This is a genomic window from Actinoplanes lobatus (assembly GCF_014205215.1).
In the GTDB taxonomy this organism is placed as follows: domain Bacteria; phylum Actinomycetota; class Actinomycetes; order Mycobacteriales; family Micromonosporaceae; genus Actinoplanes; species Actinoplanes lobatus.
The window spans coordinates 1,154,696-1,174,911 of record NZ_JACHNC010000001.1 but is presented as its reverse complement, the minus strand read 5'-3'; the positions used below and the strand labels follow the sequence as shown (position 1 = coordinate 1,174,911).

General features: G+C 72.3%; 20 protein-coding genes. 9 read left to right on the top strand and 11 right to left on the bottom strand.

Going from position 1 to position 20,216, the window contains the following annotated elements:
• The first annotated feature begins 127 nt into the window (after nt 1–127).
• The 4 genes from BJ964_RS05125 to BJ964_RS05110 all read left to right on the top strand — a co-directional run bounded on the left by BJ964_RS05125 (nt 128) and on the right by BJ964_RS05110 (nt 2,927).
• Nucleotides 128–1,255: an LCP family protein gene (locus tag BJ964_RS05125; RefSeq protein WP_456048984.1), complete on the top strand. Its 1,128-nt coding sequence runs from the start codon at nt 128–130 to the stop codon at nt 1,253–1,255.
• Nucleotides 1,256–1,336: 81 nt separating this feature from the next.
• The gene (locus tag BJ964_RS05120) at nt 1,337–1,618 is read left to right on the top strand and encodes a F0F1 ATP synthase subunit epsilon (RefSeq protein ID WP_188119598.1); all 282 of its coding nucleotides are present in this window, start codon (nt 1,337–1,339) and stop codon (nt 1,616–1,618) included.
• An 8-nt stretch (nt 1,619–1,626) separates the two neighbouring features.
• Entirely contained in the window at nt 1,627–2,094 is a 468-nt protein-coding gene (locus BJ964_RS05115; protein ID WP_188119597.1) for a DUF2550 domain-containing protein, read from the top strand.
• Nucleotides 2,095–2,132: 38 nt separating this feature from the next.
• On the top strand, nt 2,133–2,927 hold the full coding sequence (locus BJ964_RS05110) for a PhzF family phenazine biosynthesis protein (RefSeq protein ID WP_188119596.1): 795 nt from the start codon (nt 2,133–2,135) through the stop codon (nt 2,925–2,927).
• Nucleotides 2,928–3,211: 284 nt separating this feature from the next.
• Here the strand turns inward: BJ964_RS05110 and BJ964_RS05105 are convergent, their stop codons facing one another.
• Together BJ964_RS05105 and BJ964_RS05100 are read right to left on the bottom strand one after the other, a co-directional pair.
• Complete coding sequence (locus tag BJ964_RS05105; protein WP_188119595.1) at nt 3,212–3,604, bottom strand: VOC family protein; 393 nt, start codon at nt 3,602–3,604, stop codon at nt 3,212–3,214.
• Complete coding sequence (locus BJ964_RS05100) at nt 3,601–4,179, bottom strand: cob(I)yrinic acid a,c-diamide adenosyltransferase (protein ID WP_188119594.1); 579 nt, start codon at nt 4,177–4,179, stop codon at nt 3,601–3,603. Before BJ964_RS05100 ends, BJ964_RS05105 begins: the two co-directional genes overlap by 4 nt.
• A gap of 42 nt (nt 4,180–4,221) precedes the next feature.
• On the opposite strand from BJ964_RS05100, the gene murA reads away from it, so the two are divergent.
• A complete protein-coding gene (gene murA / locus BJ964_RS05095; protein WP_188126793.1) occupies nt 4,222–5,511 on the top strand; it encodes a UDP-N-acetylglucosamine 1-carboxyvinyltransferase in 1,290 nt (429 codons plus the stop codon).
• On the opposite strand, the gene BJ964_RS05090 is transcribed toward murA, so the two are convergent.
• Nucleotides 5,508–5,858 (bottom strand): hypothetical protein, encoded by a 351-nt coding sequence (locus BJ964_RS05090; RefSeq protein ID WP_188119593.1) that lies wholly within the window; start codon nt 5,856–5,858, stop codon nt 5,508–5,510. The two genes, murA and BJ964_RS05090, sit on opposite strands and share 4 nt — an antisense overlap.
• 111 nt (nt 5,859–5,969) lie before the next feature.
• Here BJ964_RS05090 and BJ964_RS05085 point away from each other — a divergent pair, with 111 nt between their 5' ends.
• The gene (locus BJ964_RS05085; RefSeq protein ID WP_188119592.1) at nt 5,970–6,818 is read left to right on the top strand and encodes a 3-hydroxyacyl-CoA dehydrogenase family protein; all 849 of its coding nucleotides are present in this window, start codon (nt 5,970–5,972) and stop codon (nt 6,816–6,818) included.
• A gap of 1,436 nt (nt 6,819–8,254) precedes the next feature.
• On the opposite strand, the gene BJ964_RS05080 is transcribed toward BJ964_RS05085, so the two are convergent.
• Genes BJ964_RS05080 through BJ964_RS05065 form a run of 4 tightly spaced genes read right to left on the bottom strand, consistent with a single transcriptional unit; the run spans nt 8,255 to nt 13,561 of the window.
• Nucleotides 8,255–9,010, bottom strand: a complete 756-nt coding sequence (locus BJ964_RS05080; RefSeq protein WP_188119591.1) for a hypothetical protein — start codon at nt 9,008–9,010, stop codon at nt 8,255–8,257.
• Entirely contained in the window at nt 8,997–11,543 is a 2,547-nt protein-coding gene (locus BJ964_RS05075; RefSeq protein WP_188119590.1) for an FtsK/SpoIIIE domain-containing protein, read from the bottom strand. The genes BJ964_RS05080 and BJ964_RS05075 overlap by 14 nt, the downstream gene beginning before the upstream one ends.
• A gap of 57 nt (nt 11,544–11,600) precedes the next feature.
• Nucleotides 11,601–12,932, bottom strand: coding sequence for a hypothetical protein (locus BJ964_RS05070; RefSeq protein WP_188119589.1), 1,332 nt, complete (start codon nt 12,930–12,932; stop codon nt 11,601–11,603).
• Nucleotides 12,933–12,940: 8 nt separating this feature from the next.
• Complete coding sequence (locus BJ964_RS05065; RefSeq protein WP_188119588.1) at nt 12,941–13,561, bottom strand: DUF4126 domain-containing protein; 621 nt, start codon at nt 13,559–13,561, stop codon at nt 12,941–12,943.
• A gap of 70 nt (nt 13,562–13,631) precedes the next feature.
• Between BJ964_RS05065 and nucS the strand changes: the two genes are divergently transcribed.
• Entirely contained in the window at nt 13,632–14,291 is a 660-nt protein-coding gene (nucS, locus tag BJ964_RS05060; RefSeq protein ID WP_188119587.1) for an endonuclease NucS, read from the top strand.
• Here nucS and BJ964_RS05055 read toward each other — a convergent pair.
• From BJ964_RS05055 to BJ964_RS05045, 3 genes are read right to left on the bottom strand one after another with little or no spacing between them, the layout of a single operon-like run.
• Nucleotides 14,288–15,775: a DUF6297 family protein gene (locus BJ964_RS05055; RefSeq protein ID WP_188119586.1), complete on the bottom strand. Its 1,488-nt coding sequence runs from the start codon at nt 15,773–15,775 to the stop codon at nt 14,288–14,290. The two genes, nucS and BJ964_RS05055, sit on opposite strands and share 4 nt — an antisense overlap.
• A complete protein-coding gene (locus BJ964_RS05050; protein ID WP_188119585.1) occupies nt 15,772–16,431 on the bottom strand; it encodes an ABC transporter ATP-binding protein in 660 nt (219 codons plus the stop codon). The genes BJ964_RS05055 and BJ964_RS05050 overlap by 4 nt, the downstream gene beginning before the upstream one ends.
• Entirely contained in the window at nt 16,415–17,908 is a 1,494-nt protein-coding gene (locus tag BJ964_RS05045) for an aldehyde dehydrogenase family protein (protein WP_188119584.1), read from the bottom strand. The genes BJ964_RS05050 and BJ964_RS05045 overlap by 17 nt, the downstream gene beginning before the upstream one ends.
• A gap of 87 nt (nt 17,909–17,995) precedes the next feature.
• Between BJ964_RS05045 and BJ964_RS05040 the strand changes: the two genes are divergently transcribed.
• Together BJ964_RS05040 and BJ964_RS05035 are read left to right on the top strand one after the other, a co-directional pair.
• Nucleotides 17,996–18,292, top strand: a complete 297-nt coding sequence (locus BJ964_RS05040) for a hypothetical protein (RefSeq protein WP_188119583.1) — start codon at nt 17,996–17,998, stop codon at nt 18,290–18,292.
• A gap of 7 nt (nt 18,293–18,299) precedes the next feature.
• Nucleotides 18,300–19,082 carry an alpha/beta hydrolase gene (locus tag BJ964_RS05035; RefSeq protein WP_188119582.1) on the top strand — a complete coding sequence of 261 codons (783 nt, stop codon included), beginning with the start codon at nt 18,300–18,302 and terminating at the stop codon, nt 19,080–19,082.
• On the opposite strand, the gene BJ964_RS05030 is transcribed toward BJ964_RS05035, so the two are convergent.
• Entirely contained in the window at nt 19,063–20,184 is a 1,122-nt protein-coding gene (locus tag BJ964_RS05030; protein WP_188119581.1) for an AI-2E family transporter, read from the bottom strand. The genes BJ964_RS05035 and BJ964_RS05030 overlap by 20 nt on opposite strands.
• Between the last annotated feature and the right edge of the window lie 32 nt (nt 20,185–20,216).

Sequence of the window (20,216 nt, the reverse complement as noted above, 5' to 3'; positions counted from 1 at the left end):
TGCCGGCGCGGCCCTTCGCGCTTTCCGGGGATTCCCGGTTCCCGGCCGTCATCAGGTCGCGCGGGTATGCTGGGCCGCGCATTCGCTGATCCCCTGGCCACGCCGGGGATGCAGAGTTGGGATTCCTGTGGCGAAGTCTTTCCAGGGCCGGCGTGCGCCGCTGTGGGCCCGGCTCTGTGCCGGGGCCGGCTGCATGCTGATGGTCGTGAGCGGTGGTGTGCTGGTCTCCGGCAAGGCCCTGCTCGCCAGATACACCAACGGCATCGATGCGCCCGGCACCCTGATCGGCGACCCGGCGCCCGGCGCCACCAGGAAAGCGGCCGACATCGAGGGCCCGCTCGACATCCTGCTCGCCGGCATCGACCCGCGCGACGACACGCAGGCCCCGCGCTCCGACTCGATCATCGTGGCGCACATCCCGGCGACGATGGACCAGGTGTTCCTCTTCTCCATCCCCCGCGACCTGTACGTGCGGATCCCGGCCTTCTCCAAGACCGGCTTCAACGGCACCACCGCGAAGATCAATTCGGCGATGTCGTTCGGCAGCGCCACCGGCAACGGCGGGCACGACGTGGGGCAGGGCTTCCAACTGCTCGCCGAGACGGTCGGCGACGTCACCGGGATCCGGAGCTTCGACGCCGGCGCGATCATCAACTTCGGCGGCTTCAAGAAGATCGTCGAGGCGATGGGCGGCGTCACCATGACGATCGACCAGACCGTCGAGTCCGAGCACCTCCAGCCCGACGGCACGGCCCGGCCCAAGCGCGCGGGCTGCCAGAACGGTGGCTGCGACCATCCGTACACCGGTCCGCGGAAGGTCTACGAGAAGGGCACCTACCACCTCCAGGCGTGGGAGGCGCTGGACTACGTGCGCCAGCGGTACGGACTGCCCAACGGCGACTACGACCGTCAGCGGCACCAGCAGCAGTTCATCAAGGCGATGGCCGAGCAGGCGATGAGCAAGGACGTGGTGACCGACCCCACCAAGCTGCTCAAGGTGCTGGACGCGGCCGGTGACTCGCTCACCTTCGACGGCGGCGGCAACAGCGTCATCGACTGGGGTCTGGCCCTCCAGAGCATCGACACCGACGACATGACGCTGGTCAAGCTCCCCGGTGGCGGCCTCTACTCCAACGGGAAGTACCTCGGAGAGCAGCTGGACCCGTCCAGCGAGGAGTTCTTCAAGGCGGTTCAGGAGGACCGGATCGGCGCCTTCCTCCTTGATCATCCGGAATACGTGGCCCGCGAGAGTTGACCTGCCCACCCCGTACCACATCGGTGTTCGCCGCCGATTAGACTTCACCCGAACGGAATCGCAGCGTCAAAGGGAGACAGCGTGGCCAACCAGCTGCACGTCGAGGTCGTCGCCGTCGAGGAGAAGGTCTGGGCCGGCGAGGCCGAGATGCTCGTCGCGCGCACCACCGAGGGCGAGATCGGTGTGCTCCCCGGTCACTCGCCGCTGCTGGGCCTGCTGACCGAGCCCTCCCAGGTCCGGGTCAAGCTCGCCGGTGGTGAGCAGTTGACCTACGACGTGGCCGGTGGGTTCCTCTCCATCGACGCCAACGGTGTGACGGTGCTCGCCGAGAGCGCCACAGCCGCCACCCCCGAGTCTCGCTGACACCGGCGATGCGGATTCTGGAAGGCTCCGGGATCTGCGTCGTCGCGCTGCTCGCGCTCCTCTTCGCCATCTTCTTCCGCCGCCGCCTGCTCATGGTCGGCGGCGGAACCATTCGCGTGCAGGTGCGCACCACCACGATGGTGCCCGGCCGGGGCTGGTCGCCCGGGCTCGGCCAGTTCATCGGCGACGAGCTCCGGTTCCACCGCATGTTCAGCCTGGCGATCCGCCCCAAGCGGGTGCTCGACCGGCGGGCCCTCACGGTGGAGGAGCGGCGCCTGCCGGCCGGACCGGAGCGCCTCACCATGCCGGCGCACTGGGTGGTCCTGCGCTGCCGGACACCGGAGGCCGAGGTGGAGATCGCCATGGCGGAGACCACAGTGACCGGTTTCCTGTCCTGGCTCGAGGCCGGCCCACCCCGCGACCCGGGCAGCCTCCGCGGCCGCACGGTCTTCGGCCCCCGCCCGCTGGAGAGCTGAGCCCCCACCGCGTCCGCCGCATCGCGTAGCTTGAGTCCATGCGGATCCGAATCGTCGATGCCTTCACCGACCGCCCGTTCACCGGCGCGCCGGCCGGGGTGATGATTCTGGACGGTGACGCCTTCCCCTCCGAGGAGTGGATGCGCCAGGTCACGGCCGAGGTCAACCACGCCGAGACGGCCTTCGCGCACCCGCTGCCGCCCGGGTCGGATGCCGACTGGGCCCTGCGCTGGTTCACCCCCGCCGCCGAGGTCGACCTGTGCGGGCACGCCACCCTGGCGATCAGCCACGTGATCGACCCGGCCACCCCGATCCGTTACCGGACCCGCAGCGGCATCCTCACCGCCGTGCGGACTCCGGACGGTCTGATCACCCTCGACTTCCCGACCGCCCCGCTGGCGGAACGCCCGATCGACCCGGAGCTTGTCGCCGCCCTCGGTGCCGAGATCGTCTCGGTGCACCACACGGGGCCCTCCACAGACGATCTGTTGGTCGAGGTCGCCGACGAGAAGGTGGTTCGGGCCGTCGCCCCCGACCTGAAAGCGGTGGCCCGGCTGAGCCGCCGCGGCGTCATCGTCACAGCCGCGTCCGACGATCCGGCCTACGACTTCGTGTCCCGCTTCTTCGCCCCGGCCGTCGGCGTCGACGAGGATCCGGTCACCGGTAGCGCACACACCGCCCTGGCCCCGTTCTGGGCCGCCCGCCTCGGCCGCACCGACCTGACCGGCTACCAGGCCTCCCCACGCGGCGGCACGGTCCGGGTCGCCCTGCGCGGCGACCGCACCCTACTGAGCGGCCACGCGGTAACCACCATCGAAGGCGAGTTGCGCTAGCCGCCGTGGCGCGTCACCCGGCGCGATCTTGGTCGATTTACCACCGTTTCGGGTGCCAAATCGACCAAGATCGCGCAACGTCGGCATGCAAAGCGGGCGAAACGGGCACCTGTTTCCGGCGCAAGCGGCCGCAGGTGGGTGGGGAGCGTCGGGCCGGGCCTGCGGGAGTGTCGATCTCAGCCCGGCGGGCGCGGCACGGTCGGGACCCGGCAGATGCTCGCGTGGAGCGGGCGGGGCGGTCGCCGGTGCTTTTGGGGCGGCTCGCCGCGTACCGGGGAAAGGTTCTAGGCGGAAGCGACCAACTCCACCTCGTAGTCCCACGGGTCTTCGAGGTAGGCCGCGTAGCAGTCCGCGCCGCCCGCGTGCGGGTAGCGGTCTGCGAACAGCGGGGACCAGCCGTGTGCGGGCGCGGTGGTGGCGAGGCGGTCCACCTCGTCGGGTGGGCCGGCGTGGAAGGCCAGGTGGTTGAGGCCTGGCCGGAGACGGTCGTGGGCGTCTCCGGAGAGGGCGGGGGACTGCTCCAACACGAGGTACAGGCTGCCGTGCCGCCAGGAGCGGCCGGCCGGCCACTCCTGGAACGGTGTCCAGCCCAACTCGCCGAGCAACCAGGACCACGGCCGCAGCGCGCCGGCGAGGTCGGGCACCCAGATCTCGACGTGGTGCAGGCCGCCGGTCATCGAGCGTTTTCGCCGCCGGGGACCCACTTGACGTCGCCGGACGGGTTGGCCGCCCGGCTGAGGATGAAGAGCAGGTCGGAGAGGCGGTTCAGGTATTTCAGGGGCAGGTCCGAGGTGCGGTCGGGTTCCTGCTCGTAGAGGGCCCAGGCGGTGCGTTCGGCGCGGCGGGCCACCGTCCGGGCGACGTGCAGCAGGGCCGCTCCGGGGGTGCCGCCCGGGAGGATGAAACTGTCCAGCGGGGTGAGGCGCTCGTTGTAGTCGTCGCACCACTTCTCCAGGCGGGTCACGTACGCCTCGGTGATCCGCAACGGCGGGTACGGCGGGTTCTCGGCCACCGGGTTGCCCAGGTCGGCGCCCAGATCGAAGAGGTCGTTCTGGATTGCGGACAGCACCGCGCGTACGTCCTCGGGCAGCTCACCGAGCGCAAGCGCCACGCCGACCGCGGCGTTGCACTCGTCGGCGTCCGCGTAGGCGGCGATCCGTGGCGCGGTCTTCGGCGCCAGCTCGTTGTTGACCAGCTGGGTCTGCCCGGTGTCGCCGGCCCGGGTGTAGATGCGGGTGAGATGCACAGCCATGGGCCCCACCCTACGAGGCGCGGGTGGGCCACGGCTCCTACCATTGCCCGCGTGGATGTGATCAGGGTGAAGGGCGGGGCTCGCCTCGCCGGTGACGTCATGGTGGGCGGCGCGAAGAACTCGGCGCTCAAACTGATGGCGGTCGCGCTGCTGGCCGAGGGGCGCAGCGTGGTGGCGAACGTTCCCCGGATCACCGACATAGCCATCATGGCCGAGGTGCTCCGCCGGCTCGGCTGCGACGTCACGCTGGACGGCACCGAGGCGGTCATCGACGTGCCCGCCGAGCCGGGCAGCGAGGCCGACTACGACCTGGTCCGGCGGCTGCGCGCGTCGATCTGCGTGCTCGGCCCGCTGCTGGCCCGCCGGGGGTATGTGCGGGTCGCCCTGCCCGGCGGCGACATGATCGGGTCCCGTGGCCTGGACATGCACGTCTCCGGCCTGGCCCGGATGGGCGCGGAGATCTCCGGCGAGCACGGCTTCGTGATCGCGTCGGCGCCCGGTGGCCTGCACGGCGCCAAGATCTGGCTGGACTTCCCGAGCGTCGGCGCCACCGAGAACATTCTGATGGCCGCGGTTCTGGCCAAGGGCGTCACCGAGATCGACAACGCGGCCCGGGAGCCGGAGATCGTCGACATCTGCGAGATGCTCAACGCGATGGGCGCCCGGATCGAGGGCGCCGGCACGTCGACGCTGGTGATCGAGGGTGTGCAGGGTCCGCTGAAGCCGGTCCGGCACACCACGGTCGGCGACCGGATCGTCGGCGGCACGTGGGCGTACGCGGCGGTGATGACCCGTGGCGACGTGACCGTGCGCGGGGTGCGGCCGGAGTTCCTGGACATCGCGCTGGACAAGCTGGCGACCGCGGGCGCGACGATCGAGCCGGGGGACAACTGCTTCCGGGTGCGGACCAGCGAGCGGCCGCGCGGCGTCGACATCGTGACGCTGCCCTACCCGGGGTTCGCGACCGACCTGCTGCCGATGGCGCTGGGCCTGGCCTCGGTGGCCGAGGGCTCGTCGCTGATCACGGAGAACATCTTCGACGGCCGGTTCATGTTCGTGAACGAGATGGTGCGGTTGGGGGCGGACATCCGTACCGACGGGCACCACGCGGTCGTCAACGGCCGCGACCGGCTCTCCGGGGCGCCGGTCCGCGCCACCGACATCCGGGCCGGGGCGGGGCTGGTCATCGCCGGGCTCTGCGCGGAAGGGGTGACCGAGGTGGGCGAGGTGCACCACATCGACCGTGGCTATCCGGACTTCGTGGCCGACCTGGCCCGGCTGGGTGTCGAGGTGGAGCGCACCGACGTGCCGGAGCCGACCTTCGACTTCTAGAAGGAGCCGACGAGCCGGCGGGCCTCCTCGACCTCTTCGCAGAAGACGAGGACACTCACCCGCCCGTCGCGCCGGATCGCCGTGGTGGCACGGATTCCCGCATCGGCGAGGAGCCGCCGGATCTCGTCGGCCACCTCCGGGTGTTCGGTGACGGCAGCCGGGAAGAGCAGGCCGTAGTCGTCCCGCTCTCCGAAGATCGCCAGGCCGTCCGCGTACCTGTCCCGGCCCGGCCTTCCGGGGGAGTCGGTGGGCTGCAGGCCCATGCGCCAGAACACCGCGCCGAGGAAGCCGACCAGACCGAAGGCGATCAACGGTCCGATGAGGTACCAGCCGTCGCTCGTGGCCATACGCACAGTCTGGCATCGTGATTCCCGGTATTCCGGCGATTCGCCCTGATCGGGGGCGGTGCTGAACCTGCGTTAAGCTGACGGCGCCTCGGCGCTAACGAAGGAGTGAGCATGGCGGGTCGTCTCGCGGTCATCGGTTCCGGATTGATGGGTTCCGGCATCGCCCAGGTATCGGCGCAGGCCGGATGGCAGGTCACCATGCGGGACGTCGACGACGCCTCGCTCAACCGCGGCATGTCCGCGATCAGGGACTCGCTGAGCCGGTTCGCGGCCAAGGGCAAGATCGCCGAGGCGGATGTCGAGGCCACCCTCGCCCGGATCACGCCGACCACCGACCTGGACGCGGCCGCCGACGCCGACGTCGTGGTCGAGGCCATCTACGAGAAGATCGAGGCCAAGCACGAGGTCTTCAAGGCCCTCGACAAGATCTGCAAGGCCGGCGCGATCCTCGGCACCAACACCTCGGCCATCCCGATCACCCAGATCGCCACCGTCACCAGCCGGCCGGAATCGGTCGTCGGCATCCACTTCTTCTCGCCGGTCCCGATGATGAAGCTGGTCGAGCTGGTCCGTGGCTACCAGACCTCGGACGAGACCCTCGCGGCCGCGCGGTCCTACGCCGAAGAGGTCGGCAAAACCTGCGTCGAGGTCAAGCGCGACGTCGCCGGCTTCGTCTCCAACCGGCTCTTCTCGGCGATCCTCGTCGAGGCGATCAAGCTGGTCGAGTCGGGTGTCGTCTCCGCGGCCGACCTGGACACCGTCATGAAGCTCGGTTTCGGTCACGCGATGGGCCCGCTCGCCACCGTCGACCTGACCGGCCTCGACGTCATGCTCAACGCGGCGAGCAACATCTACCGCGACACCGCCGACGAGAAGTTCTTCCCGCCGGAGCTGCTCCAGCGCATGGTCCAGGCCGGCGACCTCGGCCGCAAAACCGGTAAGGGTTTCTACTCCTACTGATCCTTTTCAGTCGCAATCTGAGTGCCGGGTCTCGCTGAGCGGGGCCCGGCACGCTCGCGGTACGGACACACCTCGACAAGCGCACCGGGAGACCTTTCGTGGTCGAGGTCCGTCGGTCGCTTCCGCCCCTTCCCGGTACGCGTGACGCCGTCCCCGTCTCATCAGGGCCGTTCCGTCCGGTCGGCGCGTGCTTGCTGCCCGCTCGGGCCTGTGCCGCGCCCGCCGGGCGTAGATCGGTCGGACACTCCCGCAGGTGCCGCCCGGTCGCGCCGGAGTGGGTGGTTGCGGTGGTGATCGCCAGGCATCCGGGGTGCTGCTTGCGGCCGTGACGCCGGTCGCGCCGGAGTGGGTGGTTGCGGTGGTGATCGCCAGGCATCCGGGACGCTGCTTCCGGCCGTCACGCCGGTCATGGTTGGTGGGTGGTTGCGGTTGACGCCGGTCGCGCCACGGGATTCCGTCCGGAGTCACCCACCGTGACCATGGCGGTGAGTGCGTGGAGGCGCGTGGTACATCGGTGCTGTTCCGCCCATCTCGATCCTCCACAAGGGCCGGTGGGCGGGGCCTCTCGCTTACACGGAGTGTCGGCCAGGCGGGTTTGTGGGGTGAGCGGGCGCAAAAGCCGCCGGGTGGGCGGCCGTCACGGCGATGGGCGGGGTGTGCGCACACGCTGGTGATGTCGTGGTCGCCTACCTGCTCTATAGCGGTGGTGGCCGCGCACGCAGCGGCTTGCGTGTGCGGCCACCACGGCTTCGACAGCCCGACCGTGTGCACCCACCCACGCTGAAGCCCGACCGTGTGCACCCACCTGTGGTGAAGCCCGACCGTGTAAACCCCGCCCGCCGGGAGGACGGTCGTGTGCGGCCGCTGAGCCTAGCGGGACCGCGGATGACGAGTACCGTGACCGGCGCAAGGACCGCGAGCGGCAACCCGGATGCCTGGGAAGCAGCACCGTGACCACCAGCTCAGGGCGACCGGCGTAACGGCCGCGAGCGGCAACCCGGATGCCTGGGAAGCAGCACCGTGACCACCAGCTCAGGGCGACCGGCGTAACGGCCGCGAGCGGCAACCCGGATGCCTGGGAAGCAGCACCGCGACCACCTGCCCGGGGTGACCGGCGCTACGGCCGAGAGCAGGCACTCTGGATGCCTGGCGAGCAACACCGTGACCACCCGCCCACGGTGACCGGCGTAACGGCCGCGAGTGGCAAGCCGGGTGCCTGGGAAGCGACACCGCGGCCAACCGCCCAGCGTGACCCGGACCGCCGAGGGCGGGAGTCGACGCCCTGGCCGTGACCGGCGGCAAAGAGGGGGCCGGGCCGGCCACCGATCTACGCCCGGCGGGCGCGGCAAAGGACGGAGCGGGCAGCGAGATCGCGCCGACCGGACGGGACGGGACAGATGAGGCGGGACGACGTCGCGCGTACCGGAAATGGGGTTTCAGCGGGTGGTGGCGAAGGAGAGGGAGAGGGCCGTGGCGGCGACCATGCCGCCCAGCAGGGTCAGGCCGATGCCGCCGATGTCGAGGCGGGCGTGCAGGCGGCTGTGGGCCGTGTAGGCGGCCAGCGGGACGCCCGCGGAGGGCGCGACCAGGAAGGTGAGCCAGCCGAGGCCGCGGATCACCGGGCCGCCCCAGACCACCTCGTCGCCGAAGGTGACCAGGCCGGCCGCGATCAGGCCGGTGAGGGCGGCGGCGAGCCCGCCAGCCAGGGGGAGCAGCGGGAGTACCCAGCGGGGCAGGACGCCGTTGCCGGCCGGGCGGATCGTGACGTCGATGCGGTCGGCCGCGCGGGAGAGCAGGACCCGCGGGGACTGCCGGCCGGGCGCGATCACGTCCTCGCCGGGTTCCGGGCGGCGTTGCAGGGCGATCCGGGGCATGGCCTCGACCGGGGCGGGTTCGGGGAGTTCGCCGAGGGCGCGGATCCGGAGGCCGCCGGCGCGGCGGAGCTGTTCCCAGAGGCGGCCGGCCTCCCGGTCGACGTCGAGGACCTGTGCGGCGGCGGCGCCGGCCCAGCGGTCGGCGGCCAGGGCGTCGCTCTCGGCGCGGGCCAGTTCGCCGGCGGCCCGGGTGGCGCTGTCCTGGTAGGCCTGTTCGGCCTCGGCCACCTCGGCGTCGCGGCGGCGGGTCACGTCGGCGAGCGCGCTCACCATGAGCTGGTAGTCCCGGCCGAGCGGCTGGCGGTCACGTGTGGTCACTGTTCACCTCGTACGGGATGATCACCTCGGGCGTGCGGTGCACCGAGCGGTCGAAGAAGAGGGCCCGGCGGGGACGCGGGTACCAGAGCGGCCCGCCCGGCTGCGGGTGGAGCGGCGCCAGTTCGGAGCCGTGGACGTCGAGTGCCACCCACGCGCCGATCGGGTCGAACCGGCCGCCCAGGTCGTCCCGGAGCCGGTTGACGCCCCGCCACCAGCCGAGCACGTGGATCCGCTGTTCCGGGCCGTCGGTGAGCAGTGTGCGCAGGGCCGGCCGGTGCGGTGGCCCGGCCGCGTCGAGCCCGTAGCCGATCACGTAGCGGGGCACGTCGGAGGCGGGTGGGCCGAAGTGGACGTCCGAGGAGTCGTACCAGTCGGCGGCCGGCAGTTCGGCGACCAGCCGGGCCGCGGCCCGCTCGGCGGCCGGTTCCAGGCAGACGATGCTGAAGTGGGCCGGCCCCTGGGCGGCCAGCGACAGCGCGGCCGCCGCCAGCACGTCACACGCCTCGTCCGTACGGGTGCCGAGGACCGCCAGGTTGCGGCCGGGCATCCGGCCCAGCCGCAGCCGGGCCGGATGGGCCGCCACGTCGATCCGCTCGCCGAGCACCGCGCCCGGTGAGGATCCGACCGGGGCGTCGGCGGACGGCACCCGCCCGGACGGCCGGTACGCCGACGGCAGCCGCGGCACCGCGTTCCCGTCGAAGAGCCGCGGCTCCTCGCAGCCGGAGGGCCGGGACCGCCACAGCCGGCGCTGGACGGCCCGCCAGGCGGTCCGGTCCCCGGCGTCCGGCAGCCGCACCACCCGGTTCGCCCCGGCCAGGCCGGATTCGGGGTTCACGACGGCGTGGTGGCGGGGGATGACCGATGCGGCCAGGTTGTCGTCGGCCAGGACCCGCCGTGCCTTGGGCAGGGCGATCCGCAGGGTGAACTGGGCGATCAGCCCGGGACGGCCCCACAGCACCTGGATGCCGGACACCTCCTGGCAGGCCAGGATCAGGTGGATGCCCTGCGGGCGGCCGCGCCGGGCCAGGTCCTCGAGCAGTTCGGCGGCCTCGTCGGCGAGCCCGTCGCGGCCGCCGAGCAGTGCCGGGAACTCGTCGATCACCGCGACGATCCGGGGCCAGTGCCCGCCCGGGTCGGCGCCGCGCAGCCCGGACAGCCGGTCGGTGTCGTGACGTTTGGCGGCCTGGGCCCGGGTGCGCAGCTCCTCGCCGAGGTGGCGGAGCATGGCCAGGCCGAACTCGCGGTCGCCGGACACGTTCACCCCGGTGAGCCGGACCTGCGGGAGCCAGCTCGGGTCGCGGGGGCCGGGAACGTACCGGGCGAAGGACTCGCCTTCGGTGAAGTCGAGCAGGTAGAGGGCCAGTTCCTCGGGGCCGTACCGGGTGGCGAGCGAGCCCAGCCAGGTGTGGATCAGGTTGGTCTTGCCGGACTCGGCCGGGCCGCCGATCAGGGCATGCGGCGTGTCCTCACCGAGCGGCACCTCGACCAGGCAGCTGTCGGTGCTGTCGCCGATCGGGGCGATCAGGCCGTACCGGGAGGACTCGGCCCAGGTGCGGGCCGGTTCCAGGTCGGCGAGCCGGGCCGGGGGCGGGCCTTCGCACAGCCGCCCGGCGGTCTCCCGGCAGAACGCGGCGATCCGCTCGGCGGGTGGCGGCGGGTCCAGCTGAATCTCCAGCCGGCCCAGCGAGGCGCAGGTGGCGACCCGGTCCCGGACCACGACGATCCGTTCGACCGCCGAATGGTCCTCCAGCTCCAGCCCGCGGACCACCAGGTGCACCCCACGGCCCACCCCGGTACGCACGATGCGGTCGAGTTGGGCCCGTTGTGCCCGGGTCATCTCGTCGGTGGTGGCCCGGTCGGCGAGCAGCACCACGAGGCGCCAGGACTCCCGTACGGCCGCCGAGCAGATGTGCTCGACCATCTCGTCGAGCAGCGCCGTCAGCCCGCCCGGCCCGACGATCCGTGGCCCGAGCGGCGCGAACGCGCCCAGCGTGCCGCCCAGGCGCTCCGGGTCGTAGACGGTCAGCTCGACCTCGCCGGGCCGGGTGCTGCCCAGGGCCCGCAGCAGCAGCCCGCTGATCACCTCGTCCAGGATCGCGGGCGGCCCGCTCAGGTGCAGGTGCGCCACGTCGAGCAGCGGGACGAGGCCGGGCAGCGGGGCCGCCCCGTCGAAGCTGATGGTGCCGATCCGCAGCAGGCCGGGTGACCGGCCGGGCGTGGGCTCGCTGGGCGCCCACAGCTTCCAGGGCGCCCCGGCGGCCCCGGTGGCGCTGACCGTGGCCAGCCCGCGCAGGTGCCCGGCGAGGCGGGTGGCCTCGCCGCGGTAGCGGTCCTCGATGTCGGCGCGGGTCGCCTCCCGGGCCTCGGCGAGACGGCTCAGGCAGGTGGCGTACGCCTCCCGGACCAGCCGTCGCCGCTGCTCCGCCTCGCCCCGGGCCGACTCGGCGGCAGCCAGGACGGCACGGGCGGTGCCCCGCGCCTCGGCGAGCTCCTGCCGGATCGCGGCGACCAGCGCGTTGCGGTGGCTACCCACGCGTTACCCCGGCGTCCATGGTGGGCGATTTTAGCCATCTTTACGGCTTTTATCCGCTTACCGGTTGCGTGTCGTGATCTCGCCCGGCGTGGCGGGCAGCTCCGGCTGCCTGGTGGCGACCTCGGACCACAGCCGTTCGGCCACGATCATCGCGGCCTCCCGGACCCACTGTTTGGTGACCGCCTCCGGCACATACCGCCGGAACCAGTCCACGGCCAGCCGCGCCTCCCGGCTCATCCCCTCGGTCTTCGGGCGCCGGGCGTACGGGTTCAGCCCCAGCACGCAGCAGAACTGGAGCACGTTGTAGTACCGCCAGTCGTCGGTCGTGCCGAACGGGCCGGGCGGGCGCAGCGCCGAGACGCACTCCCGCAGCACCGCCCGCAGCTCCCGGGCCCGCGCCCGGGGCTGGTCCTCTTTCCCGGCCAGCCGCCGCTCCACCGACGGCAGATCGGTCAGCGGGCTGCGGGCCAGCCGGTTCAGGTCGCCGAAGTCGGTGAGCGCCCGCCGGGTCATCCGCAGGAACTCGGTCTCGCCGACGGTGTGCAGCCGCCGGCGCTCGCGGCGGCGCAGCAGCGCGTCCGCGTTCAGGAACAGGGCCGCCCGGTCCGAGCGCAGCCGGTCCTCGCCGACCAGCGCCAGCCGGTCCAGCAGCCGGCGCACCTGGGCGCCCAGCCCGGCCAGGGTGGCCCCGGCCGCCAGCACCAGGAACTGGAGCGCGGCCACCCCGTCGTGCTCCGGGACCAGGAACATGGTGGCCGCCGCGGGGATCCCGGCCAGCACCAGCACGGCCAGCCCGGCGGCCATCGCACGGCGCAGATCGGGCCGCAACCGCTCACCGGCCTCGGCCGCGTGCGACACCGCCACCAGGTAGCCGACCACCAGCAGGTCCAGGCCCAGGGCGGCGATCGCGGCACGGGCGCCCCCGGCGGTGAACAGCAGCAGGCCCAGCGCGCCCGTGCAGAGCACCGCCATCACGGTCAGCGCGACCGGGATCATCCGCGGCACCACCTGGGCGCGCAACCGCCACAGCAGTGTCAGCCCACCGATGAGCGGGGCCAGCACCACGAGGCGGCCCGCCTGCGGCAGGAAGATGATCATCAGGAGGAACGCGGCGCCGAGGGCCAGCGCGCCGCGGTCCACCGGGCGGCGCTCGGCCGGGGTGAGCGGCAGCAGCGACACCACCGCGCCGGCCCAGCACAGCGCCGGGATGCAGAGCAGCACCTCGGCGGCGTCGGAGCCGGGGGCCAGCGTCCAGGCGGCCACCCCGAGGGCGTAGGACACGAGGGCCGTCGCCTGCCAGCGCAGGCTGGCCCGGTCCGGATCACGGCCGATCAGGTAACAGGCGAACCACCAGGCGAGGGCGAAGGCGGGTACGGCGATCGCGGGCACCCGAGAAGTCAACCAAACAGGTGACGGGTCTCGACACTCCCGATCCGCTCACGCTTGCGGCGGCGACGCCGGCGCACCACCCAGACCGCCGCCCACACCAGCACCCCGAGAACACCCAGCACGAGCACCGGCAGCACGATGGCCAGCACCGACATGATGACGCTGCCGATGTCCTCGGCCGTGCTGGCGACCGGGGCGCCGAGCCCGCCGGTGGTCGCATTGACCACAGGCCGGGACGCCGATTTCACACCGTGGACACAGAGCGCGATCGCCACACCCGCCGCGATGGGCACCCACTGGTGTGACCCGAAGAACGCGCCCGGGTCGGCGACGGTCACCGTCTCCGAGGAGGAGCCGGCCCCGAACGCCAGACCACCGGCGGTCGGCCGGACGAACGTCTGCACCACGTCGTTGACGTGATCGACCATCGGCACCTTGTCCGCGACCACCTCGATGGCGAGCAGAACCGCCAGAATCGTCAGGGTCCAGCCGTTCGACACCCAGGCCCAACTGGACGGCAGCTCGATGGCATCTGTGTAACGGGCCAGCAGGCCCATGGTGAGCAGGGGGATGTAGGCGTTCAGGCCGGCCGATGCGGCCAGACCGGTACCGGTCAATGCTTCGAGCACGATCTCAGCATGGCATCGCCGTGCTCGTGCCGCTCGCCCGGCGCCGGTACGCCTCAGGTACCGTCGCTGGGTGCGTCTGGTCATCGCGAAGTGCTCCGTGGACTATGTCGGCCGTCTCTCCGCCCACCTGCCCCCGGCGGTGCGGCTGCTGATGGTCAAGGCCGACGGGTCGGTGTCGATCCATGCCGACGACCGTGCCTACAAGCCGCTCAACTGGATGAGCCCGCCCTGCAAGCTGCAGGAGGCGCCGGGCGTCTGGAAGGTGGTGAACAAGGCCGGCGAAGAGCTGCGGATCACCCTGGAGGAGGTCTTCCAGGATTATTCGTACGAGCTGGGCGTCGACCCCGGCCTCCAGAAGGACGGCGTCGAGGCGCACCTCCAGGAGCTGCTGGCCAAGCACCCGGAGACGTTCGGCGAGGGCTTCACCCTGGTCCGCCGGGAGTTCATGACCGCCATCGGGCCGGTCGACCTGCTCTGCAAGGACGCCGAGGGCGGATCGGTGGCGGTCGAGGTCAAGCGGCGCGGGGAGATCGACGGGGTGGAGCAGCTCACCCGCTACCTCGAACTGATGAACCGGGATCCGCTGCTCGCCCCGGTCAAGGGCGTCTTCGCGGCCCAGGAGATCAAGCCACAGGCCCGGGTGCTGGCCACCGACCGGGGCATCCGCTGCGTCGTCGTCGACTACGACGCCCTGCGCGGCATGAAGCGCGACGAACTCACCCTCTTCTAAGACCGGGCCGCCAGCTCGACCCGGTCGGGTGAGGTGGTGAACGTCAGGTAGGCATACACGCCCAGGTATCCGAGGCCCACCTGGAAGATCAGCAGGCTCAGGGTCGCCGGGGCGGCCGTCGCCAGGGCGACCACCGTGGGCAGGGCCAGGAGCAGCAGGTCCAGACCGGCGAAGGCGTTCAGGATCGGGCCGGTCGGGAGCGAGCCCATCGGCGTGTCCACCGGCAGCAGGTCGTTGCGGACCAGACCGGCCCGGGCCGCCCGCAGAGCGGCCACCGCGCCGATCGGGCCCAGCGCCAGGCCCAGCGGCCACCACTGGCCGGGCGGGAGCGCGCCGGTCAGCTGGAGCAGCCCCAGCGCCACGGTGGCCCAGACCGTGCCCAGCGCGGCCGGCACCCACAGCCGCTGCCACATCGCCCGGCGTGAGGTCAGGCCCAGCAGGCGCAGCAGGACCGGGTTGGTGGCGTCGGTCTTCACCGCGGACGTGGTGGTCCGGGCGGCGAGCACCGTGCCGATCACCAGCGTGCCGGCCAGCAGCCACGGCGGGGCGCCGGACAGCAGCAGCGGCAGCGTGGTGGCGGCCACCGCCCAGAGCAGTCGCGGGATCCGGCGCCGGGCCAGCAGCAGGTCCTGGGCGGTCAGCGGCGGCAGCCGGCGGGGCAGCGGGGTGGACCGCAGGCGGCGGTGTGCCCAGTAGCGGCGCTCCAGCATGTCGGCCAGGAAGGACGGCTCCACGCCGTACACCGAGTCGGCCAGGGTGCCCGCCGTCTTGGCCGAGTCCAGGATCTGGTCGTTCGGGGTGCGCGCGAGGTCCCGTACGGCCAGAAGGAAGCCGGCGGCGGCGACCACCGCGAGCAGCCCGGTGAGCGGGACCACGACGACGGCCGGCGGCCACCCGCCCGGAGCGGCCGGCGTCCACCCGGCCTCCTCGGCGACCAGCGTGGCCAGCCCGGCGGCGATCGCCACCCGCGCGACCGTGTCGGCGATCCGGGACGCCCGCAGCCGCGCCTGCGCGGCCGCGGCGGCCACCGCGAGCAGCACGCCCAGGACGGCGCCGGTCGCCACCAGGACGATCGAGCCGGTGGACGCGGCGTTCCCGAGGATGCCGAGCGCCGCGGCGGCGCCCGCCAGGGCCGCGCCGACGGTCGCGACGGCCAGTGCGGGCGAGAGCAGGCGGCGGCGGCTCACCGGCGCGGTGAGCAGGAAGTACGCGGCCGGGCGGCTGACCGTGACCGGGCCCAGCCGGCGCAGCGTGGCGAAGAGCAGGCCGGCGCACACGGCGGCCCAGGCCAGCGCCCCGGAGCCGGTGAGGTCCGGGACCAGCGGGCTGAAGACCGCGGCCAGCGTCTCCTGGGCCATGGCGGCCAGCACCAGGATCGAGAAGACGACGACGTACGCCGTGGTGGCGGTCTCCCCGCGATCCCGGTGCGCGGACTGTGTGCGGCGGATCCAGCGGCGCACCGGCCGCAGCTCGACGACGGTCACAGCATGTCCATCGAGACGATCTCGGCGCCCGAGGCGACCGCGAACTTGTCGTCGTGGCTGGCCAGCAGCAGCGAACCGCCGCCCGCCAGGTAGTCGGCGAGCATGCCGGCGACCATGGCCCGGCCGTCCGGGTCCAGGCGCTGCTCCGGCTCGTCCAGGATGAGCAGCGCGCTCGGGCGCAGCAGGACCAGCGCCAGGGTGAGCCGCTGCTTCTGGCCGGAGGAGAGCGACGGCGGGATGGCGTCGGCGTGCCCGCCCAGCCCGAGCCGCTCCAGCGCCTCGTCGATGCCCGCCTCGGCCGGATCCTGCCCGTGCGCCCGGCAGACCAGTTCGGCGTGCTCGTGGACGGTCAGGCCGGGGTACCAGGTGGGCGGCTCGACCGTGGTGGCCACCGCCCGCCAGAAGTCGGGACGGTCGCCCGGCTCGCCGCCGAACACCCGGATCACGCCCGAGTCCGGGCGCTGGAGGCTGCTCACACAGCGCAGCAGCGTGGACTTGCCGATGCCGTTCTCGCCGGTGACGCAGACACCGGCGCCGGCCGGGACGGTGAGCCCCACGTCGACCAGCACCGGGGTCGAGCCGTAGGTGACATTCAGATCCTGGACTTCGACTGCGGGATGATCGGCCACCCCTTCGAGGCTAAGGCTTCCGTCCATAGAGCAGGCGCAGGGCCTTCACGATCTGCTTCACCTGGGCCGGGGTGCGCTCGAAGGTCATCGCCGGGAGCAGGGACGGGCCCCGCCGTACGGTGATCGCCTTGGCCCGGGCGAACTCGCGCAGCCCGTCGTCGCCGTGGATGCGCCCGAAGCCGGACTCGCCGACGCCACCGAACGGCAGGTTGCCCATGCCGACGAAGGTGAGCGTCCCGTTCACGGCGACCATGCCGGATCGCAGCCGGCGGGCGATCCGGATCGCGTTCTTCTTCCCGAAGACGGCGCCGCCCAGCCCGTACGGGGTGTCGTTGGCCTTCGTGACGGCCTCGTCGGCGTCCCGCACCTTCGTGATGGTGAGGGTCGGGCCGAACGTCTCCTCACGGATCTCCGACGAGTCCTCGGGCACGTCCACCAGCACGGTGGGGGAGACGTACGGGGCCTGCACCGCCTCCGCGCCGCCGAGCACCGCCCGGCCGCCCTTGGCCAGCGCGTCCTCGATGTGGTCGCGGATGATGTCGAGCTGCTTCGGCATGGTGATCGGGCCGATCTCCTCGCCGGTGCGCAGCTTGCCGGCCTTCGCCACGACGGCGTCCACGAACCGGTCGTAGACCGGCTCGACGGCGTAGACCCGCTCGATGCCGATGCAGGTCTGCCCGGCGTTGGTCATGGCGCCCCAGACGGCGGCCTCGGCGGCCGCCTCCACGTCCGCGTCGGCGTCGACGATCAGCGCGTCCTTGCCGCCGGCCTCGAGCACCACCGGAACCAGGTTCTCCGCGCAGGCGGCCATCACCTTCTTGGCGGTGGCGGTCGAGCCGGTGAAGGAGATCTTGGCCACCCCGGACCGGCACAGCGCGCCGCCGACGTCGCCGAGCCCGTGCACCACCTGGAGCACCGGGTGCTCCGGCACCACCTCGGCGAACGAATCGGCCAGCCACTGCCCGACCACCGGCGTGTACTCGCTCGGCTTGAAGACGATCGCGTTGCCGGCCGCCAGCGCGCCGCTGATCGGGCCGACCGGGGTCACGATCGGGTAGTTCCACGGGCCGATCACGCCGACCACGCCGTACGGCTGGTACTCCAGGTGGCCGGAGTGCTCAGCGACCAGCAGCCGGGTCCGGACGCGGCGCGGCCCGAGCACCCGCTTGGCGTTGCGGGCCGCCCAGTCCAGGTGCTCGACGGCGGCGGTGGCCTCGATCAGCCCGTCGGTGACCGGCTTGCCGGACTCCCGGTGCGTCAGTTCGGCCAGCTCCTCGATCCGCTGCACGATCAGCGAACGCCAGCGCAGTATGCGGGTCCGGCGGCCGGCGAAGCCGAGGCCCTGCCACCAGAGGGCCGCCTCGCGGGCGCGCTCGACCGCCGCGAGCACCGCCTTCTCGTCGGCGACCGGTACGCGGCCGGCCTCCTCGCCGGTGGCCGGGTTGGTCGAGATCAGCCAGCCGTCCTCGATCACTGGCAGGCCGGGAACGTGAGTAGCCGTCATGTCCGCGAGTCTAGGGTGATTGTTACCAGTGAGTCACTACGTACGCTTGAGCTTGTGAGCCCCCGCCGTAATCGCCCCCGGTCCGCCATGAAGGACGAGGACCTGCCCGACCGTCCCGGCATCACCGAGGACCGCGTCCAGCAGTGGCAGGACGGTGACTACATGGTGCGGAACGTGTTCGGTGCGGCGGCCGTGAAGATCTACCGATGCCCGGGGTGCGTCCAGGAGATCCGGCCCGGCGTGGCGCACGTGGTGGCCTGGCCGGTGGACGACCGCGGTGACCTGACCGACCGCCGCCACTGGCACAGCGGCTGCTGGCGAGCCCGTGACCGCCGGGCCCCCGGGGTGGAGCGATCGCGCAACGCGCCCCGCCATGGGCGATGATCCCGGTATGAGCAACCACATCCGTGCCAACTCGATCCTCCCGGCCCACCGGGAGGACATCGAGCTGCACACCGCGGACGGTGTCACCCTCGTCGGTGAGCTGGCCCGGCCGCTCGATCGCGAGCCGGTGGCCACCCTCGTCTGCCTGCACCCGCTGCCCACCCACGGCGGCATGATGGACAGTCACGTCTACCGCAAGGCCGCCTGGCGGCTGCCCGCCCTGGCGGGGATCGCCGTGCTGCGCTTCAACACCCGCGGCACCAGCAGCGTCCGGGGCACCAGCGGCGGGACGTTCTCGCAGGCGGTGGACGAGCGCTACGACGTGGCCGCCGCCATCGAGTTCGCGGAGTTCGCCGACCTGCCGAACATCTGGCTGGTCGGCTGGTCCTTCGGCACCGACCTGACCCTGATGTACGGGCTGGACCCGGCGATCGCCGGCGCGGTCCTGCTCTCCCCGCCGCTGCGCTTCTCGAAGCCGGAGCACCTGGAGGCCTGGGCGGCCGGTGGCAAGCCGGTGACCGCGCTGATCCCCGAGTTCGACGACTACCTGCGCCCCGCCGAGGCGGCCGAGCGGTTCGCCGCGATCCCGCAGGCCGAGGTGGTGCCGGTGCCGGGCGCCAAGCACCTGTGGGTCGGCGACGCCGAGAAGGTGCTCGACGAGATCGTCCGCCGGGTCGCGCCAGAGGTGCCCACGCCGCTGCCCACCACCTGGGACGGCCCGATGGAGACCGGCGACGCCAGCGCCTATGCCGACCGGACAGTGGCCGCTTTCAACGGTCCTCAAGGCTAGGGATCGCCACCTCGCGCATGATCAGCTGGATGGCGGCCACCATCGGGATGGCGACCAGGGCGCCGACGACGCCGAAGAGCCCCACCCCGACCAGGGCCGCCACCAGCGCCGCGACGTCGCTCACCCGGACCGACCGGCGCATCACCCGCGGGTAGATCAGATAGTTCTCCACCTGCTGGTAGACGATGAAGAACGCGATGCAGACGATGCCGGCGGTCACCGATTCGGCGAAGCCGACCAGGCTGACCACGACGGCGCCGATGGTCGCGCCGATCTGCGGGATCAGGTCGCAGACCGCCACCACCACGGCCAGCGCGAACGGATAGGCCAGGCCGAGCGCGAGCGCCAGCCCGAAACTGCACACCCCGGCCAGTACGGCGATCGCCAGCGCCCCGACCATGTAGGCGCCCACCTTGCTGAGGATCTCGTCGGTGAGCAGCGCGACCCGCTCCCGGCGGCTGGCCGGCACGAGGCGGTAACCGGTCGCCTTGATCCGGTCGAAGGCGGCCATGAAGTAGATCGTCAGCACCAGCACGGTCAGGATGTTGAAGATCGTGCCGAACAGCAGCCGGGCACCGCCGACCACCCCGCCCAGGGCGTTGCCGACCGTCCCGGCGTTCACCGCGCCCTGCACCTTGGTCGCGATGTCGTAGCGCTGCACCAGATCATTGACCGTCCGGCTGCGGCGCAGGCCCTCCACCACCTCGGGTGCGTTGTTGATCAGCTCGGTGGTCTGGGTGACCAGCGGCGGAATCAACGCCACCAGGCCGCCGACCAGCAGCAGCACCACGCTGAGCGCGACGACCGCCACGGCCGCGCCGCGCGGCAGGCCCCAGCCGCGCAGCCGGGTCACCGCCGGGTTCAGACCGATCGCCAGGAACAGCGCGATGAAGATCAGAACCAGGATCGAGGCCGCATTGCGTACGCCGAGGAAGAGCGTGTACGCCAGGATCAGGCCCAGCCCGAAGAGGAAGCCGACCAGGAAGGGGTTGCGCCGGTTCAGCGGGGGACCGGGCGTGCCGAAGGGCGGCCGCTCCTCAACCTGCGGCGGCTGCTCCTCGACGGGCGGAGTCTCCTCGGGCACGGGTGGCTCGGCGGACATCAACTGAGGCTATCGCCGCTGGGCCACCCCTG

Excerpts from the sequence above, each read along its gene's own strand:
- BJ964_RS05115 (WP_188119597.1), top strand. The coding sequence starts at position 1,627 with ATGCGGATTCTGGAAGGCTCCGGGATCTGCGTCGTCGCGCTGCTCGCG.
- BJ964_RS05110 (WP_188119596.1), top strand. The coding sequence starts at position 2,133 with ATGCGGATCCGAATCGTCGATGCCTTCACCGACCGCCCGTTCACCGGC.
- BJ964_RS05105 (WP_188119595.1), bottom strand. The coding sequence starts at position 3,604 with ATGACCGGCGGCCTGCACCACGTCGAGATCTGGGTGCCCGACCTCGCC.
- BJ964_RS05100 (WP_188119594.1), bottom strand. The coding sequence starts at position 4,179 with ATGGCTGTGCATCTCACCCGCATCTACACCCGGGCCGGCGACACCGGG.
- BJ964_RS05090 (WP_188119593.1), bottom strand. The coding sequence starts at position 5,858 with ATGGCCACGAGCGACGGCTGGTACCTCATCGGACCGTTGATCGCCTTC.
- BJ964_RS05085 (WP_188119592.1), top strand. The coding sequence starts at position 5,970 with ATGGCGGGTCGTCTCGCGGTCATCGGTTCCGGATTGATGGGTTCCGGC.
- BJ964_RS05050 (WP_188119585.1), bottom strand. The coding sequence starts at position 16,431 with ATGGACGGAAGCCTTAGCCTCGAAGGGGTGGCCGATCATCCCGCAGTC.
- BJ964_RS05045 (WP_188119584.1), bottom strand. The coding sequence starts at position 17,908 with ATGACGGCTACTCACGTTCCCGGCCTGCCAGTGATCGAGGACGGCTGG.
- BJ964_RS05040 (WP_188119583.1), top strand. The coding sequence starts at position 17,996 with ATGAAGGACGAGGACCTGCCCGACCGTCCCGGCATCACCGAGGACCGC.
- BJ964_RS05035 (WP_188119582.1), top strand. The coding sequence starts at position 18,300 with ATGAGCAACCACATCCGTGCCAACTCGATCCTCCCGGCCCACCGGGAG.
- BJ964_RS05030 (WP_188119581.1), bottom strand. The coding sequence starts at position 20,184 with ATGTCCGCCGAGCCACCCGTGCCCGAGGAGACTCCGCCCGTCGAGGAG.